This is a genomic window from Marinobacter sp. MBR-99, from assembly GCF_040547575.1.
Lineage (GTDB): Bacteria > Pseudomonadota > Gammaproteobacteria > Pseudomonadales > Oleiphilaceae > Marinobacter.
Map to the genome: position 1 here is coordinate 113,565 of NZ_JBEPPY010000005.1, position 16,831 is coordinate 130,395.

General features: G+C 57.8%; 14 protein-coding genes. 9 read left to right on the plus strand and 5 right to left on the minus strand.

The window, feature by feature from the left end:
• Positions 1-13: 13 nt before the first annotated feature.
• Entirely contained in the window at positions 14-910 is an 897-nt protein-coding gene (gene rarD, locus ABIE59_RS05940) for an EamA family transporter RarD (protein WP_354445165.1), read from the plus strand.
• Between the two features lie 46 nt (positions 911-956).
• Here the strand turns inward: rarD and ABIE59_RS05945 are convergent, their stop codons facing one another.
• Positions 957-1,838: a LysR family transcriptional regulator gene (locus tag ABIE59_RS05945; protein ID WP_354445167.1), complete on the minus strand. Its 882-nt coding sequence runs from the start codon at positions 1,836-1,838 to the stop codon at positions 957-959.
• Between the two features lie 93 nt (positions 1,839-1,931).
• Between ABIE59_RS05945 and ABIE59_RS05950 the strand changes: the two genes are divergently transcribed.
• Positions 1,932-2,705, plus strand: coding sequence for a cation diffusion facilitator family transporter (locus ABIE59_RS05950; RefSeq protein ID WP_354445169.1), 774 nt, complete (start codon positions 1,932-1,934; stop codon positions 2,703-2,705).
• Between the two features lie 16 nt (positions 2,706-2,721).
• On the opposite strand, the gene ABIE59_RS05955 is transcribed toward ABIE59_RS05950, so the two are convergent.
• Positions 2,722-4,071, minus strand: a complete 1,350-nt coding sequence (locus ABIE59_RS05955) for a CHAD domain-containing protein (RefSeq protein ID WP_354445171.1) — start codon at positions 4,069-4,071, stop codon at positions 2,722-2,724.
• Between the two features lie 233 nt (positions 4,072-4,304).
• On the opposite strand from ABIE59_RS05955, the gene ABIE59_RS05960 reads away from it, so the two are divergent.
• The 7 genes from ABIE59_RS05960 (at position 4,305) to ABIE59_RS05990 (ending at position 13,474) form a co-directional block, all read left to right on the plus strand.
• Positions 4,305-5,981 carry a methyl-accepting chemotaxis protein gene (locus ABIE59_RS05960; RefSeq protein WP_354445173.1) on the plus strand — a complete coding sequence of 559 codons (1,677 nt, stop codon included), beginning with the start codon at positions 4,305-4,307 and terminating at the stop codon, positions 5,979-5,981.
• Positions 5,982-6,098: 117 nt separating this feature from the next.
• Positions 6,099-7,163, plus strand: a complete 1,065-nt coding sequence (locus tag ABIE59_RS05965) for a TRAP transporter substrate-binding protein (protein ID WP_354445326.1) — start codon at positions 6,099-6,101, stop codon at positions 7,161-7,163.
• Between the two features lie 130 nt (positions 7,164-7,293).
• Positions 7,294-8,421, plus strand: a complete 1,128-nt coding sequence (gene potA / locus ABIE59_RS05970; protein WP_354445175.1) for a spermidine/putrescine ABC transporter ATP-binding protein PotA — start codon at positions 7,294-7,296, stop codon at positions 8,419-8,421.
• Positions 8,414-9,271: a spermidine/putrescine ABC transporter permease PotB gene (gene potB, locus ABIE59_RS05975; RefSeq protein ID WP_354445177.1), complete on the plus strand. Its 858-nt coding sequence runs from the start codon at positions 8,414-8,416 to the stop codon at positions 9,269-9,271. The genes potA and potB overlap by 8 nt, the downstream gene beginning before the upstream one ends.
• Positions 9,268-10,038, plus strand: coding sequence for a spermidine/putrescine ABC transporter permease PotC (gene potC, locus ABIE59_RS05980; RefSeq protein WP_354445179.1), 771 nt, complete (start codon positions 9,268-9,270; stop codon positions 10,036-10,038). The genes potB and potC overlap by 4 nt, the downstream gene beginning before the upstream one ends.
• A complete protein-coding gene (locus ABIE59_RS05985; RefSeq protein WP_354445181.1) occupies positions 10,035-11,072 on the plus strand; it encodes an extracellular solute-binding protein in 1,038 nt (345 codons plus the stop codon). The genes potC and ABIE59_RS05985 overlap by 4 nt, the downstream gene beginning before the upstream one ends.
• A gap of 161 nt (positions 11,073-11,233) precedes the next feature.
• Positions 11,234-13,474 carry a GGDEF domain-containing protein gene (locus tag ABIE59_RS05990; RefSeq protein WP_354445183.1) on the plus strand — a complete coding sequence of 747 codons (2,241 nt, stop codon included), beginning with the start codon at positions 11,234-11,236 and terminating at the stop codon, positions 13,472-13,474.
• Positions 13,475-13,476: 2 nt separating this feature from the next.
• Here ABIE59_RS05990 and ABIE59_RS05995 read toward each other — a convergent pair whose 3' ends face one another.
• The 3 genes from ABIE59_RS05995 to ABIE59_RS06005 form a co-directional block, all read right to left on the minus strand.
• Positions 13,477-14,889 (minus strand): alanine/glycine:cation symporter family protein, encoded by a 1,413-nt coding sequence (locus ABIE59_RS05995; protein ID WP_354445185.1) that lies wholly within the window; start codon positions 14,887-14,889, stop codon positions 13,477-13,479.
• A gap of 155 nt (positions 14,890-15,044) precedes the next feature.
• Complete coding sequence (locus ABIE59_RS06000) at positions 15,045-15,488, minus strand: universal stress protein (protein ID WP_354445187.1); 444 nt, start codon at positions 15,486-15,488, stop codon at positions 15,045-15,047.
• Between the two features lie 33 nt (positions 15,489-15,521).
• Positions 15,522-16,808: a TRAP transporter large permease gene (locus ABIE59_RS06005; protein ID WP_354445189.1), complete on the minus strand. Its 1,287-nt coding sequence runs from the start codon at positions 16,806-16,808 to the stop codon at positions 15,522-15,524.
• Positions 16,809-16,831 lie beyond the last annotated feature (23 nt).

The window sequence follows — 16,831 nt, forward strand, 5'->3', positions numbered from 1 at the left end:
TGATGAGGAACCTATGCACTCAAAGACTCCGGTTAACCAGGAAACCACCAAAGGCGTTTTCTATGGTCTGGCTGCCTATACCCTATGGGGCAGTTTTCCCCTGTACTTCGCGTTGTTTGAAGGCATTCCCGCCTGGGAAGTCCTGATTCACCGGGTGATCTGGTCCTGCCTGTTTCTCGCCATCGTCATTTCTCTGCTCAAACGATGGTCTACGGTGATGGCGGCCTTAAAGCAGCCGAAGAGACTGGGGTTCGTGCTCGGTTGTGCGCTGTTCATTGCCGTTAACTGGGGCGTCTACATTTATGCCGTGGAAACCCGGCACGTGCTGCAGGCCAGTCTGGGGTACTTCCTTACCCCGCTGGTGAATGTGGCCATGGGGCTGCTGATTCTGGGGGAGCGCATTTCGCGCCTGCAAGTGGTTGCGGTGGTGCTCGCAGCGGTGGCGATTCTGTACCAGTTTATCCTGCTGGGAGAGTTGCCCTGGATTACCCTGGTGCTTGCGTTCAGCTTCGGCACCTATGGACTGCTGCGAAAGAAAGTCGAGCTGGATGGGCTGTCTGGCCTGTTTGTGGAAACGCTCTTGTTGCTGCCGCTGGGGCTGTTGACCCTGGCCTGGCTGTTATCGCAGGGTTTGTCTCACTTTGGCAGCACCAGCTACAGTACCTTTTTGCTGCTTTCCAGCGGTGCGGTAACTGCCATTCCCCTGCTGGCCTTCGCCGGTGCTGCCCGGCGGCTGAAACTCTCGACGGTGGGGTTTCTGATGTATATAAACCCCACCATCCAGTTTCTGATTGCGCTTTTTGTATTCCACGAGCCCCTGAGCACGGCAAAACTGGTGAGTTTTGGCATGATCTGGGTGGCGCTGGGGATTTATTCCTGGTCGGCCTGGGGTCAAAGGGCGAGATCATGAAGCAGGGTATCACCGGCTATCACTAAGACGATGAGCAGCCAGGCCCTCAGGCCATCGTCTCCAGATAGGCTTCCAGTTCGTCGGCCAGCCAGCCTACCACGGCGCCGCCCTGGGCCTGTTCCGATTCCAGGGCGCTGAACACTTTCCACCAGCGTGCGCTGCGGTGGTGGATGGTTTTCAGTTGCTCTTTCCTCAGTGCCTCAGCAATCAATGGCAACGGCAGGTCCGCCCAGCCGGCGCCGTCCATCACCGCATCGCGGATCAACTCGTACTGGGTAAACGCCAGGTAGTTGGCGGTTTCCGGTGAGTCCGCCACCAGCACTGAATCCTGCATGTAGGCAATGGTGATTTCGGTGTGACTGATCAGGTCGTCCTGGGTTACCCGTTTGAGCTGGCTAAGCGGATGCTCCGGCGCCGCCACGGTGAGCATGCGCACGTCGGCCAGTTCGCGGAACCATTGATAGCCCTCATTCATCAGTTCCGGCATCAGCCCGTAGGCGACATCCACTGATTGGTTGCGAACGAGCGACGGCAGCTCCCGAGGGGGTGCCAGGTAGATCGACAGGCTGGTTTGCGGAAAGCGTTCTTTCAGGCGTCGGAGGATGTCCCTCCACACGTTTTCCGGTATGGCGTCGTCCCGGGCGATGCGTAAGACCGATTCGGCACCGCTGAGGTGGTGCTGGCAGCGGGCCTGAATCTGCCCGGCTACCTGATCAAAGCGCCGGCAGTCGGTGAGAATGGACTGGCCGATGGCGGTCAAATGCAGCTGGTTGCCGCTGCGCTCAAACAGCTCAACCCCCAGTTCATCCTCCAGCGAGGCCAGCACAGTACTCACGGTGGTGCGGCTGCGATTCAGCTCCCTGGCGGCCGCGGCAACGCTGCCGTTCCGGACTACGGATAGAAAGGTTTTAATCTGGGAAGTTTTCATGCTTGTCTCGTAGCGCCGGATTTTCCGTCGCTCAGCGACTCACGGCTTCGTGGTGATGCCGATAATATGGCCGGCAATTCTCAGGAGGTCAAAATGTTTACTTCTCTGGCGCGGGAAAATATGGCGCTGACATTATCTGCGGCCGGTGCGGGCTTGTTTGCTGTCGTCGGTATCGGCTGGGGGCTTTGGGTTGATTCCCTGGTCATTCTTTTTGATGGCGCCTATTCACTGATCAGTCTGGCGCTGTCTCTGCTTTCTCTCTATGCCGCTCGCCTGGTGCGTCGGCCAGCAACAGAAGACTATCCATTTGGTTTGGGTGCGGTGGAGCCGCTGGTGATTGCGGTGAAAGGCCTGGTTATTGCCCTGGTGTGTGTGCTTTCGCTGGCCTCGGCGGTGGTTTCGCTGCTGCAGGGTGGCCGTGCGGTGGCCGCCGATATGGCCATGGTGTTTGGTGCGGTGAACGTGGTGGGTTGCCTGGCCGTGTGGGTCTACCTGCGCTGGTCCAGCTTTCAGAACGACTCCGGGCTGGTCAGGGCCGAGCAGCGGCAGTGGCTGATGGACAGTGCCCTGAGTGCTGCCGTGATGATCGGTTTTGCCGCCGCCTGGATGCTGGAGAAAAGCCAGTGGTCAGAACTGGCAGTCTACGCAGACCCGGTGATGATGCTGGTGATCTCGGTATATTTCATGACCGTGCCGGTAAAAATGATTCTGGAGTCGGTGCGGGAGTTGCTGCTGGCGGCACCCCCGGAAGACGCCATGGACAATATTCAGGAAACCCTGGAAGACCTTGGCTTGAATCCAGGCCAGGTGAAGGTGGCGAAGTTGGGCCCCAATCTGCTTCTGGAAGCTCGTATGGTCAGAATCTGAACCTGGTGGTCTGGCATCAGCCAGCCTTCAGCCCGCCGATGGACAAAATCAGTCGACGGGTGTCGTCCTTTTCGATGGCCAGGTAGTCCAACAGTGCCTGAATCGCGCCATCTGATTGGTCCGGATGGTTTGATGCGAACCGGTTGACCAACTCAATCTGGACATGCAGATCCTGAAACCGGCCATAGAGATCCTGGCGCTGTCGAAGGATTTTGAGGGCCGGTTTCCAGCTGTCGATGTCCAGTTCCATCAGATAGCGGATGCGCTTTAGCAGCTTGCGCAGATTATGGATGTCTTCGTCAGGAGCGTCGTGCAGCAGTTCGGCGGTCTTCCGGTTGAATATTCTCAGCCGGTGTTCAACGCTCTTTTGAATGTCTCTGGTGCTGAGCTTGTCGATCAGTTTGCGGAACTGCCGGGACTGCAATTCATCTTCCCAGCTGTGCAGACTCCGCCGGTAACGTTTGCTGCTGAGCCGTTTCGCCAGTTTTTTCTGTTCCTGCTCCACCCGTTCGCCGACCCACTGGGCCAGTGCCTGGCACAGCTCAGGCTGACCCCCGCACAGCTTCGGCAGAGCCTTTTGGAATACGTGCAGGTCTCGGAGCGCACTGGTGGCCTGGGCATGTCGCTTCAGGTGGGAAATGTGGCCCCTTAAGGATTTACTGCCCGTCACCTCCGCCAGGGATTCCGCCACGGCCCGGCTGCGGCGAAGGGCAATGCGGTACTGGTGCAGAAACTCATCATCCAGGCCGAGCACCACCCCTCTGTGCAATTGATTAAGACTCTCGGCCTGCTCTGAAAGCGCCGAGGGAAGGTCTTTGATCCTCGCTGTGCCGGCGATCTTGTGCCGTTTCTGATTCTTGCGTTTGAACGCCTCGTAACTGAAGTCAACAGGGGTCAGGAAGGTTTCAAGCCGCCCCTCACGCTTGCCGAGCTTGCGCCAGTGTTTGATCGGCAAGCGGATATGAATGAAGCTGGCGGTAGGGAGTTCAAAGGGGGCGTGGGGCACCAGGGTGGCTGCAAGCTCCAGAAGCGCTGGATTATGCCCGACAATGGCGAGGGTTTTCGCCTGGTCGTCACAGTTCTGCAGCCACTGTAATAGACGCCGGTAATCAAAGCTATAGAGTGCCGGGTCGGTATGAACCCGCGTTTCGGAATCGGGGTGGGGCAAAATGCCCTGCAGTGTTTGTTGAGCGCGAAGGGCCGGGCTGGCGTGAATGTCTCCGGCCAAGGCTCCGCACCGCAGTAATGCCTTCCTCAGGGGTGCCAGCTGTTGCTCGCCTCGATGGTTAAGCGGGCGGTCCTTGTCGCTGAGGCTTTCGTTGTCCCAACTGGACTTGGCATGGCGGATGAGAAAAAGGTGCTTCACGGTGGGCTCTCCCCGGCACGTCTGACATGAAACTTTAGTCTGACACAAGCTCAAGTCGTTTACATGACGGCCGATACCCGAATTACTCGAAGGGCCTGATGCATCAGGCCTGGCAATAAAGTCGACAGGTTTATACTGACGTATTGGTATACAGGCGTTAACAAACTGGAACAGCTTCACGCCTTGCACTGTGGATAATCCCGAGTCCTGAGCAGACAATCCGGAGCACAATCATGGCATTTATGAGCAACCTGACCATACGAGCCCGCCTTTTGATCGGCGTACTGGTGCCCGTTCTGATTACGGCGGGCACTATCGCCTGGATCACCGCCAGCCAGATTCGGGCAAACGGTGAGGCGGAGTTGGAGCGTCTGGGGGAGGAACTTCTGGATGCCCACAAGGAAGGTCTGAAGAATCTCGTGGAAACGGCCCGGGCAGTGGTTATGGATGCCAAGAACAACTCCGGGTTGTCCGACAGGGAAGCCCGGGAGGAAGCCCGCAAAAGGCTGCGCTCCATCACCTTCGGGAAGGATAACTACGTGTTTGCCTACGCCCGTAATCTGGATAATCTGGCCTATGCTCCGGACCCTTCCCGTGAGGGGCCGACGACCAACCCTGCTACTCAGAAACTGGTTCGGGACCTGTTCTCAGCGGCGGGAACCGACGGCTTCTATGAGTACGACTGGCCAAACCCCGCCTCGGGCGAGGTGGAACCCAAAGTGTCCTACTCAAGCATTATCTCAGGCTGGGACTGGATGATCGGAGCGGGTATCTACGTAACCGACATCGAGCGGGTTCTGGTTGAGGCTAGAAAGGAAATCGATTCAACTATTTCGTCTGCCATGGGCTTTATCCTGTTGGTGACTTTCATTGTGGTTGCCGTGTCCCTGATCATCGGCCTGGTGATTGGCCGCACCGTGACAGCGCCCCTGAACAAAGTCAGCAATATCATGCAGGAAATTGCCGACGGTGATGGCGACCTGCGCCAGCGTTTGCCGGAAGAAGGCAAGGATGAGCTGTCAGAGCTGGGTCGACGGTTCAATCATTTCGTGATCAAGATTCAGGACACCATTCGTGAAGTGGGCACGACCACCGATCAGGTCGCCTCGGCCGCCGAAGAGCTGAGCCGTGTGGCCAACGAAACCCGCCAGTCGGTTCAGGAACAGGGCTCGGAAACAGACCAGATTGCCTCGGCGATCAACGAGATGGCAGCGACCATTCAGCAGATCTCCGGCAATGCCAATGAAGTGGAGAGCGCCGCTTCAGACGCCGACCGCATGGCCCGTGAGGGTGGTGAAACCATCACCAGCGCGCAAGGTGCCGTCAACCAGCTGTCAGAAGAAATGGAGAGCACGGCCGCCAGCATCAATGCCCTGGCGGAGAAGTCCAATGACATCCAGCAGGTGCTTGACGTTATCCACGCGGTTACCGAACAGACCAACCTGCTGGCGCTGAACGCGGCCATCGAAGCGGCACGGGCGGGTGAGCACGGTCGTGGCTTCTCGGTGGTGGCGGACGAGGTTCGGCAGCTGGCCAAACGCTCTGCTGAGTCCGCGGATCAGATCCGGGAAATGATTGATGGCTTCGTGGCGGAATCCAAGGCCTCGGTGGAGCGTATGAACAACTCGCGCAAGAGCTCGGAAGCGACGGTTGAACGCATCAATCACGCCACCGGTGCCCTGAACACCATTGTGACCTCGGTCACCCAGATTCATGACCAGGTGACCCAGATTGCCACGGCTGCGGAGCAGCAGAGCCAGGTGGCCGAGGAAATCAACCAGAACGTGGTGCGCATTGTCGACGCCGCCCAGCGCAGCGATACCGGCGTTACCCAGACCAATGAAGCCAGTCACGAGCTGGCGCGTCTGGGCGAACACCTGCGGGAGCTGGTGGGCCAATTCAAGGTCTGAGTCTGTCCAGGGCCGGCCTGCCGCATTGGCGTGGCGGGCCTTCACGGTTATCATGGCTTTCCGTTACTTGTTCGTTTTACCTTCAAAGCAATAACAATGGAAGCCAACACCATGTCAATGCGCAGAATTTTCATGGCGGCCCTTGCGACGTTTGCCCTGCTGGGCAGTCCCTTTGCGGCGGCCGATAAAACTTACACCATCCGTCTGGCTGAAACCTGGGGCCCTAACTCCAAAATTCTCGGTGAGGCGCCTCGCAATATGGCCGCAATGGCGGAGCGGATGTCCAACGGCCGCCTGAAGTTCCGGATTGATTCCTCCAACAAGCACAAGGCGCCTTTCGGCATCTTTGACCTGGTGCGCAACGGCCAGTACGACATGGGTCACACCGCCTCCTATTACTACAAGGGCTCGATCCCCAATGCCATGTATTTCACCACCATACCGTTTGGCATGATCGCGCCGGAAATGTATGCCTGGTTCTATCACGATGATGGCATGGCGCTGATGCAGAAGGTCTACGAGCCCTTTGGCCTGTTGTCCTTCCCTGGCGGCAACACCAGTAACCAGATGGGCGGTTGGTTCCGCAAGGAAATCAACTCCCTGGACGACCTGAAAGGCCTGAAAATGCGGACGCCCGGGTTTGCTGGTGAAGTGATGGCAGAGCTGGGGGTGGCCGTCACCAATCTGCCGCCAGGCGAGTTGTACACCGCTTTGGAGCGGGGCACCATTGATGCCGTGGAGTGGGTTGGCCCAGCGCTGGACCTGCAGATGGGCTTTCACCAGATCGCCAAGTATTACTATTCCGGCTGGCAGGAGCCCAACGCCGAAGTGCAGTTCCTGATTAACAAGAAAACCTGGGATTCACTGCCGGCCGATCTCCAGGAAATCCTGCGGGTATCCATGCGCACGGCGGCCTATGACATGTACATCCAGAGTACGCACGAAAGCGGTGTTGCCTGGAGCCGCATGACTGAGGATTATCCGGAGGTGACCCACAAAGTGTTCCCGCCAGAGGTAATCAATGCCCTGCGTGACACCACCAATCGCCTGCTGGACGAGTTCGCAGAGAAGGATGAACTGGCCCGTGAGATCATTACGTCGCAACGCGACTATCTCAGCCAGGTGCGGCCCTGGACCAATATTTCGGACAAAGCCTACCTGGACAGTGTTGCAGACCAGTGAGCCGCCGTTTGGCAAACCTGCCAAAGTGAGCTGAAATAAAGGGGCGCCGGGATTGCGGATTATCCCGACGCCCCTTTCTGTTTGCCCCTGTTTCTGGAAAAATAGGTCGCTCATTCTTTGGGCAGGGCCGATGAAACAGACACTGCTATCTCTGAGCAACCTTTCCAAGCAATTTGACGGCAAAACAGTACTGGATTCGCTGGATCTTGAGATCTTTGATGGCGAGTTCATCACCCTGTTGGGACCGTCTGGTTGTGGCAAAACCACCCTGTTGCGATTGATGGCGGGTTTCGAACATCCGGATGACGGTACCATCCTGCTGGGCGGCCAGGACCTGACCCATACCCCGCCGGAGAAACGCCCGCTTAACACGGTATTCCAGAACTACGCGCTGTTTCCCCATATGTCGGTGTTCGACAACGTGGCCTATGGCCTGAAAATGGAAAAGCGCCCTAAGGAAGAAATCCGCCAGCGGGTCGACGAAGCCCTGGCCATGGTTCAATTGGAGGAGTTTGCCCGACGTAAACCTCACCAGCTTTCCGGAGGCCAGCAGCAACGGGTGGCGATTGCCCGTGCGGTCGTCAAACGGCCGAAGATGCTGCTGCTGGACGAACCCCTGTCAGCCCTGGACTACAAACTGCGGCGTACCATGCAGGTGGAGCTTAAACGCCTGCAGCGGGAACTTGGGATTACCTTCGTGTTCGTGACTCACGACCAGGAGGAAGCCTTGTCCATGTCCGACCGGGTAGTGGTGCTTAAGGATGGCCTGATCCAGCAACTGGGTACGCCCCGGGAAGTCTATGAGCGGCCGGCGAATCTGTTCACCGCCCGGTTCGTGGGCGAAACCAATTTCTTTCCGGGCCGCATCGACAAAGCCAATGGCGATGACACCATTACTGTGGATGTCTTTGGCCTGAAACGAACGTTCCGCAAACCTGACTTCCGGGTAACTGAGGGCCAGGATCTGCACGTTTTACTGCGCCCGGAAGACATCCGTGTCCTGGCGCCGGAGGACCAGGACGGTGTGGCCGGCAAAGTGGTGGAACGGAACTACAAGGGTAGCACCCTGGATTCGGTCATCCACCTGGAAGATGGCACTGAAGTGCTGGCGTCGGAGTTCTTCGATGAAGACGACCCTACCTTTGACTACCGCCTTGGTGAGCCTGTGAAGGTGAGCTGGGTAGACGGCTGGGAGTGGCTGCTACCCATGGAGCGCCAGGGCGCCGAGGCTCAAGCGGAAAACAGTCTGGATGGGTAGCGTGATGCAGCAGCCGTTCCGCACGGCGGTGCTGGTTCTGGTCTGGGGCTGGCTGCTGTTCCTGGTACTGACCCCGAACCTGTTGGTGGTGGGCGCCAGTGTGATGACCCGGGACCCAGGCAGCTTTCTGTCCCTGCCCCTGAACCTGGACGCCTACCGGCAACTGATGAACCCCCTGTACCTGGACGTGTTCCTGCACTCCCTGTACATGGCGGCCATGACGACACTGATCTGCCTGCTGATCGGCTATCCCTTCGCCTGGGCACTGACCAAGGTGGGCAAGCAGCGCCAGATGCTGTTGATCTTCCTGTTGATCGTGCCCTTCTGGACCAATTCCCTGGTGCGTACCTACGCCCTGAAGCTGCTGCTGGCCACCAATGGCCTGATCAATAACGCGCTGATGTCCCTGGGAATCATCGATCAGCCCTTGCGAATGCTCTATACCGAAGGCGCCGTCATTGTCGGACTTGTCTATCTGCTGCTGCCCTTCATGATCCTGCCGCTGTACGCGGTCTTTGATGACCTTAGGGAAGACCTGCTGCGGGCCTCCCACGATCTCGGCGCTGGCCGTCTGTCCACTTTTATCCACGTGATTGTGCCTCTGACGCTGCCCGGGGTGCTGGCTGGGGTTATGCTGGTGCTGCTGCCAGCCATGGGACTGTTTTTTGTGCCCGACATCCTTGGCGGTTCCCGCAACCTGTTGGTGGGTAACGTCATCAAGAACCAGTTCCTGGATGCCCGTAACTGGCCCTTCGGCGCCGCTGCCAGCATCGTGTTGACCCTCGCCATGGCGTTTCTGATGTTTGCCCACCGCCTGAGTAAACGGCGCATCGGGGAGGACGGCGTATGAGCCGCTGGTTACCCCGCACCTACCTGACCCTGGTGTATGTCCTGCTGTACGTACCTATCGTCGTGTTGGTGGTGTTTTCCTTCAACGATTCCCGCAGTGGCTACGAATGGGGTGGGCTCAGCCTGCGCTGGTACGAGGCGCTGTTCAACAACCGGGCCATGGTTCAGGCCATGTGGAACTCCCTGTGGCTGGCCCTGTCGGCCGCGACCGTCTCAACCATGATTGGGGCCTTGACGGCCCTGGCCCTGCACCGCTACCGGTTCCGGGGCAAGAAACTGCTCAATGGCATGCTCTTTATCGTAATGATGTCACCGGAAATCGTGCTGGCCATTTCCCTGCTGGCGTTGTTCCTGCTGGTGGGCCTGAAACTGGGCTATGTGTCGTTGCTGCTGGCCCATGTCACCTTCTGCTTACCGTTCGTGGTGATTACCGTCATGGCGCGCCTCAGCGGCTTTGACGAACGCCTGCCGGAAGCCGCACGGGATCTGGGAGCCAGCGATTTTACCATGACCCGGACGGTGTTGATTCCAGTGATTATGCCGGCGCTGGTGGCAGGCTGGCTGCTGGGGTTTACACTGTCACTGGATGATGTGGTCGTGAGTACCTTTGTCAGCGGCCCGAGTTATGAAATTCTGCCCCTGCGCATCTACTCAATGGTGCGGGTAGGGCTGAAACCCGAAGTGAATGCATTGGGCACCCTGTTGCTGGTGTTCTCACTGTTCATGCTGATCTTGTCTCAATGGATACTGCTAAGGAGTAGACGATGAAAAAACTGGCGCTGGCCGGCCTGCTGGCCGTGGGCCTGACGGGCTGTAGTTCCGAAGATCCTAAGGTGCTCAACCTGTACAACTGGTCTGAATACATGCCTCAGGAAGTCCTGGACAGGTTCACCGAGGAAACCGGTATTCAGGTGGTTTACACTACTTACGACAGCAACGAGGCCATGTATGCCCGCCTCAAGCTGTTGGACGAGAGTGCGGCCTACGACCTGGCGGTGCCATCCACCTATTATGTCAGCAAGATGCGCCAGGAAGACCTGCTGATGCCCATTGATCGCAGCAAGATTGAAGGCTTTGGTAACCTGGACGACGATCTGGTGAACCTGGATATTGACCCGGACAACCAGTACAGCATTCCTTACCTGTGGGGCACCACCGGCATAGCCGTGGACACCGATGATGTGGAGGGCGAGGTAACGGCCTGGGCAGACCTGTGGGACGAGCGCTTCCAGGGCCGAGTCATGCTGACCAACGACATGCGCGAAGTGTTCCACGTGGGCCTGCGGGTGTTGGGTTACTCCGGTAACAGCACCGACCCGGAGGAAATCGAGCAAGCCTACGAAAAGCTGGCGGAGTTGATGCCGTCGGTGCGCACCTTTAACTCCGACGCGCCCCGCATGCCGTACCTGGAAGGCGAAGCCGACGTGGGCATGATCTGGAACGGCGAGGCCGTGATGGGTAAGGAGACCATGCCGAGCCTGGAGTATGTCTATCCACAAGAAGGCATTATCGCCTGGCTGGACAGCTTCGTGATTCCAAAAAATGCCCGCAACCCGGAAGCGGCCCACCAGTTCATCAGCTTTGTATTGCAGCCGGAGATCTCTGCCCTGATCAGCGAGGACATCGGCTACGCCACGCCGAACCAGGCGGCCAGGGATCTGCTCGATGAATCCGTGGCCAATGATCGCACCAGCTACCCGACCGACGAGGACATGGAAAATGCCGAGTTCCAGGCGGATATCGGCGACGATGCCCTGCAGATTTACGCCAGGTACTGGGAAATGTTGAAGTCTGGCCGGTGAGGTCGGTCATTCCGGGCGGCAGCAGTGCCGTCCGGAATGGTGACATTCTGGCACTCGACGGCCATTGATTGCGGCTTGCCAGCGTCGACAGCGATAGGTTGTTCTGTAACCGCTGTATACGGTTTATACTGAATAAATCATGCCCAACAGCAGGTACAGCTTTGCACACTTCTTCCTTTCGCACCGTGTTCTGGCTGGTCACTCTCCTGTTGGGGCTGAGCTTGTCCCACCCTGTTTCCTCAGCCATGCAACCTTTGGACGAGGGTTGGCAGTATCGCTGGGGCGACTCCCCTTTCCTCGCCGACGGCACACCACTTTGGCTGGACGAACCGGACAGCGCGGAACACTGGCATGACATTGCCTTTCCATCCAATCCGCCAGGGCGTATGGGTCAGGAGCATGCCTGGTTTCGTGTCACGCTTCCTGAGGGGGAGTGGTATGCGCCCGCCCTTTATATTTACAGCGTCGATATCATTTTTCAGGTCTGGTTCCGGGGCGAGTTGCTGTATCAGTACGGCAGCTTCGACGAGCGCGGCCGCGGCAAATTTGAAGGCTGGCCCTGGCACGAGATTCCGTTGCCGGATGGCTACGAAGGCGAAACCATGTACTTCCGTGTGTTCTCCAATTACACGGATATCGGGTTATGGGGTGAGGTGGCCATTCTGGACCACCCGGACCTGGTGTTGCATATCGTGGGCAAGTCCGCCGAGAGCCTGGTAATTGCAGCGCTGTCAGCGCTGATAGCCCTGCTTGCCCTGATATTTTCCCTGATCCAGCGAGGCCAGAGAAGTTTCGCCAGCATTGCCCTGTTTGCATTCCTGACTGGCGTAATGCTGCTGGCGGAGAGCCAGGCAAGTTTGCTGATCCTGTATCAGCCGTTGTTGTGGGACTATCTGGCTGCGGGTTCCTATTATTTGATTCCGGTTGCACTGGCGCTGTTACTGAGCCAGTGGCTGGACGCCCGGCGCCCCCGTCTGGTTCGCTGGCTGATGTGGCTGCATCTGGTATTTGCGGCGTCGGCCCTGTTGCTGGCGCTGCTCGGATTAGTGAATCTGTCCTCCACGTTCCCGGTGTTTGACGGTATTCTGTTGATTTCCCTGGCGCTGATGGCAGCGGTCGTGGTCAGGAATTTCAGGAGCTTGTATCGGGAACAGCAGGTGTTTCTGTTTACCTGTGGTGTGTTTATTGTTCTGCTGATTCTGGATATGGCGGTTGCCCACGGCTTTCTCCCCTGGCAGCGGGTGCCGGTCAGCTGGGGAGCGCTGGCCTTCTCACTGGCACTGATCAGTATTTCGGTGTGGCATTACGGTAAAACCCAGCAGGCGCTGCACCAGTTGACGGTTCAGCTGGAACAGAAAGTGGCTGAGCGCACTGCCCGTGCTGAAGCTCTGGCAGAGAGAGAGGTGGCGCGATCAAGGCTGTTGGCGCTGGAGAGCAAGAAAAGCCAGACGTTGGCGGATACCATTGCCACCCTCCAGGATTGCGCAGGTGTGGAGGAGGCTTTCCAGCCATTGCTTCAGGCACTGCCGCAACTTTACTTGCCGATCGCCGGCTGTTTCTACCGGCGTAACCCGGGGGGAAGCTACGATCGTGTCAGTCTCTGGGGCGGATCCGCTGCCAATGCCTTTCCGCCCAAGCTGGAGCGGGATCTTTCAGGTCTGGAGGAGACCGCGTTGCCGGTGCGAAGTCAGGACATACCTGAACAACTGTGTTCCCTGCTCCGGATTGAACCAGCCCAGTTCGGGAATGTTCCTGAGGGCGTGTTGCTTTTGGAACGACCGAATCTGCCAGACGCCGTCAAGGATTATGGCACCGCCAGGGTGGTTGCCTGGGTGTACCAGTCTGTCGAGAAGATCGGAATTACCTTGTCAGGGCTGGCACTGCGATCCGAATTGCAACGGTTTTCCTATGAGGACAGCCTGACGGGTCTAAAAAACCGGCGCTACTTTGATGAGTTATTCCGACATGAACGGGAAGTCGCCATTCGCTCAGAGCGCCCGCTGAGCCTGTTGATTTTCGATATCGACCACTTCAAGCGCTTCAATGACAGTCATGGCCACGATGCCGGCGATGAGGTTTTGCGCATGGTTGGGAGAGTCCTTGAGAACTGCTTTCGCGGGAGCGATACGGTATGCCGTTATGGAGGAGAGGAGTTTACGGTTCTGATGCCGGGGGCGTCACGGGAGGAAGCCCGTCAGCGGGCGGAAAATCTTCGGGAAACCATCGCAGATTCCCAGGTTGAATACCATGGAAAGCAGTTGGGCAATCTGACGATATCGGCAGGCATTGCCTGCTGGCCGGAAAGCAGCCCGGAGTTCGACGAGCTGTTCCGGGCAGCCGACCGGGCGCTTTATCAGGCCAAGGCCGCTGGCCGCAACCGGGTGGTTACGGCCAGTGTTTGAGCTTAATGCCAGATGTTGCTGTCGATTTTCTCGTGCAGCTCCGGGTAGTCCTTTGACTTGAAGTGGGGTACCAGTCCCTCTTTTCGTTGGGCCAGGTAGTCCTTGGTCAACTTGGCTACCGTGCCGGACAGCAGCACAATCGCCACCAGGTTGATGGCCGCCATGAGTCCCATCGAGGCATCCGCGGCGTTGAATACCGTAACCACGGCTTCATAGCCACCCCAGATCACCATGGCCAGCGCCGCCAGGCGAAGCAGGGTAAGCCCGACGCTGTTTCCGCCTTTCAGGTAGATCAAGGCGTTCTCAGCATAGGTGTAGTTGGCCACAATGGATGTGAACGCAAAGAACAGGATGGCAATGGCGATGAAGTAGCCACCGAAATTGCCCAGGTGGACTTCCATCGCCTGCTGGGTCAGTTGCGTGCCCGTGATACCGGAACCGGGTTCCAGCACGCCGGCCAGCAGAATCATGACCGCTGTGGCGGTACAGATAATGATGGTGTCGACAAACACGCCAAATGCCTGCACAAGGCCCTGTGACGAAGGGTGGTGTGGTGCCGGTGTGGCGGTGGCTGCAATATTGGGGGCAGAACCCATGCCGGCCTCGTTAGAGAACAGGCCCCGTTTGATGCCATTAAGCATTGCCGCGGTCACCGAGCCGGCGGCGCCACCGGCAGCTTCTTCCAGGCCAAAGGCGCTTTTCACAATCATCATCAGAATGCCCGGCACCTCGGTGATGTTCATGGCCATCACGCCAAGAGCTAGCAGCACATAGGCGCCGGCCATAAACGGCACCACGAACTCCGCAAAACGCACGATCTTGCGCAGACCACCAAAAATCACGATGCCGGCAAACACGGCGATAACGACGCCAACCCCCAGCTTGGGCGCACCAAAGGCACCTTCCATGGCATCGGCGATGGAGTTGGCCTGCACGGCGTTGAACACCAGGCCGAAGGAGATGATCAGGCATACCGCAAAAATAGCCGCTGCCCAGGGGGCTTTCAGGCCTTTGGCAATATACACAGCCGGGCCACCGCGGTATTGGCCTTTGCCGTCACGCACCTTGTAGAGCTGCGCCAGGGTGCTTTCGGCATAGCCCGTGGCCATGCCAACCAGTGCCACCATCCACATCCAGAAAATCGCGCCGGCACCGCCGAGATACAAGGCGACGGCTACGCCGGCCAGGTTCCCCGTGCCGACGCGGGACGCCAGACTGGTGCAAAGGGCCTGGAAAGGTGAAATGCCGTGAACATCGCTTTCACGGGAGCCACGAATGGCCCGGACCATTTCACCGAAATTAACGAATTGCAGGAAACCCAGGCGGATGGTGAAGAAGACACCGACGGCCAGCAGGCCGTAGACGAGGACATAACCCCATAGAATCGAGTTGAGAAAATCGACAATTGCAGTCATGGGTAGACGCCTTGTGATTTGAATGTGTGAATTGAAAGTAACGCAAGGCGGGGGAGTCTAGCACGGTGAAAATCTGATCAGACTGCGGAAATCCGTGATTGCCAGAGGGCCGGCGTTCTGTATCGCCGGCCCGGGATTGTGGTGTTAATGGCTGTTCAGACTACCAGCACCGGGCATTTTGCGTGCGATGCTACCCGATGCGAGACACTGCCCAGAAACATGCCATCTTTGTCGCTGTTGGTGCCCTTGGTACCCACTACAATCAGGTCAGCCTCTTTGTCCTGGGCAAATTTTATGATCACCTTGGAGGGGCGCCCGCTTTTTACGAAGCCGCGTACCTTGGTGGCACCATGTTCCTTAGCCAGTTCCTTGGCATGGTTAACGACACCCTTGGCATAGTCCGACAGCACCTTGTCCGGAATATCCATGGTGTCGGGTCGACCAATCGACAATGAGGCCTCGAACAGGCTGTGGTGCTTGTAGACACACAGGATGAGAATTTCGGCATCCGGGATCAGTTTTTGAAGGTCAATCGCCTTATCCAGCGCCTTCAGCGAGGTTTTTGAGCCATCTACAGCTACCAGAATCCGTTTGAACATAGGTCTCTCCTGTTACTGGCCGGGCACCCCGGCTCAGTCGCGGTAAGCCAGATCCCTGAGGAACAGGGCAATATCCGGGAACGCGATGATCAGCCCCGCGGCCGCCACCAGCATGAAAATAAACGGAGGCGTTCCCCGGATGACTTCCATATACGGCCGCTTGAAGATGGCTATGGCAGTGAATATGTCACAGCCGAACGGCGGCGTGGCAGAGCCTATGGCTACCTGCAAAGTGATCAGCACGCCTACCAGAACCGGGTCGAGCCCGGTGGCCTGAATGGCCGGGGCAAAGATGGGGGTCAGTACCAGAATGACCACGATGGGGTCAACGAACATGCAGGCAACAAAGAAGGCGATACAGATGGCAATCAGTACCCCTACAGGGCCCGCTTCGTTCACACCGACGGTTTCGAGAATGGCCTGTGGAATCTGGGCGAAGGAGATAATCCATGAGAAGCCATTGCCCACGGCAACCAGAATGAAGACCACCGCGGTAATGAGACCGGTGGATTTTGCAATCTTGTAAACGTCTTTGAGTTTCAGGGAGCGGAAAATCACGAACTCAAGCAGGAAGGCGTAAAGTACGCAAACGGCAGCTGCCTCGGTGGGGCTGAAAATACCCCCGTAGATACCACCAACGATGATCACCGGGAACATCAGCGGCCAGGAGGCATCGCGTACCGATAGCGCCCTTTGCTTCCAGGTGGCCCTCTCTTCGGTAGGGACATTGTGCTTGTACGCGTAGAACAGGCAGTACAACGAGAACATGAACAGGATCAGAACGCCCGGACCTATACCGGCAATGAACAGCTCGGCAATGGAGGTCTCGGAGATAACCCCGTAGATAATCATCCCGATACTCGGGGGAATCAGGAACGCGATATCACTGGCGTTGATGATCAGCGCGAGCGTGAACGGGTCCGAATAGCCCGCTTTGAGCATTTTCGGGCGAAGTGGGGAGCCCACAGCAACAACGGTGGCCTGAGTGGAGCCGGAGACCGCGCCGAACAGGGTGCATGAGGTGGCGGTACTGATGGCCAGGCCACCCTTGATGTGGCCAATGAACGACATCACCATGTTGATTAACCGGTCGGCCGACTGGCCCCGGGTCATGATATCGGCGGCCAGGATAAACATGGGTACCGCAATCAACGACGCCGGCCGGATACCACCCATCATTTGCTGGATGAAGGTTTGCATCTGGCCGAAGCCGTCGAACATCATCACAAAACCAACCACCGCCGCGGTGGTCAGTGGGATCATCATCGGGAAGCCCAGCAGCAGTAGCCCGATCATGATCAACATCAGAATGGTTGCCATAAGTAATCTTCCTGTTCCTTATC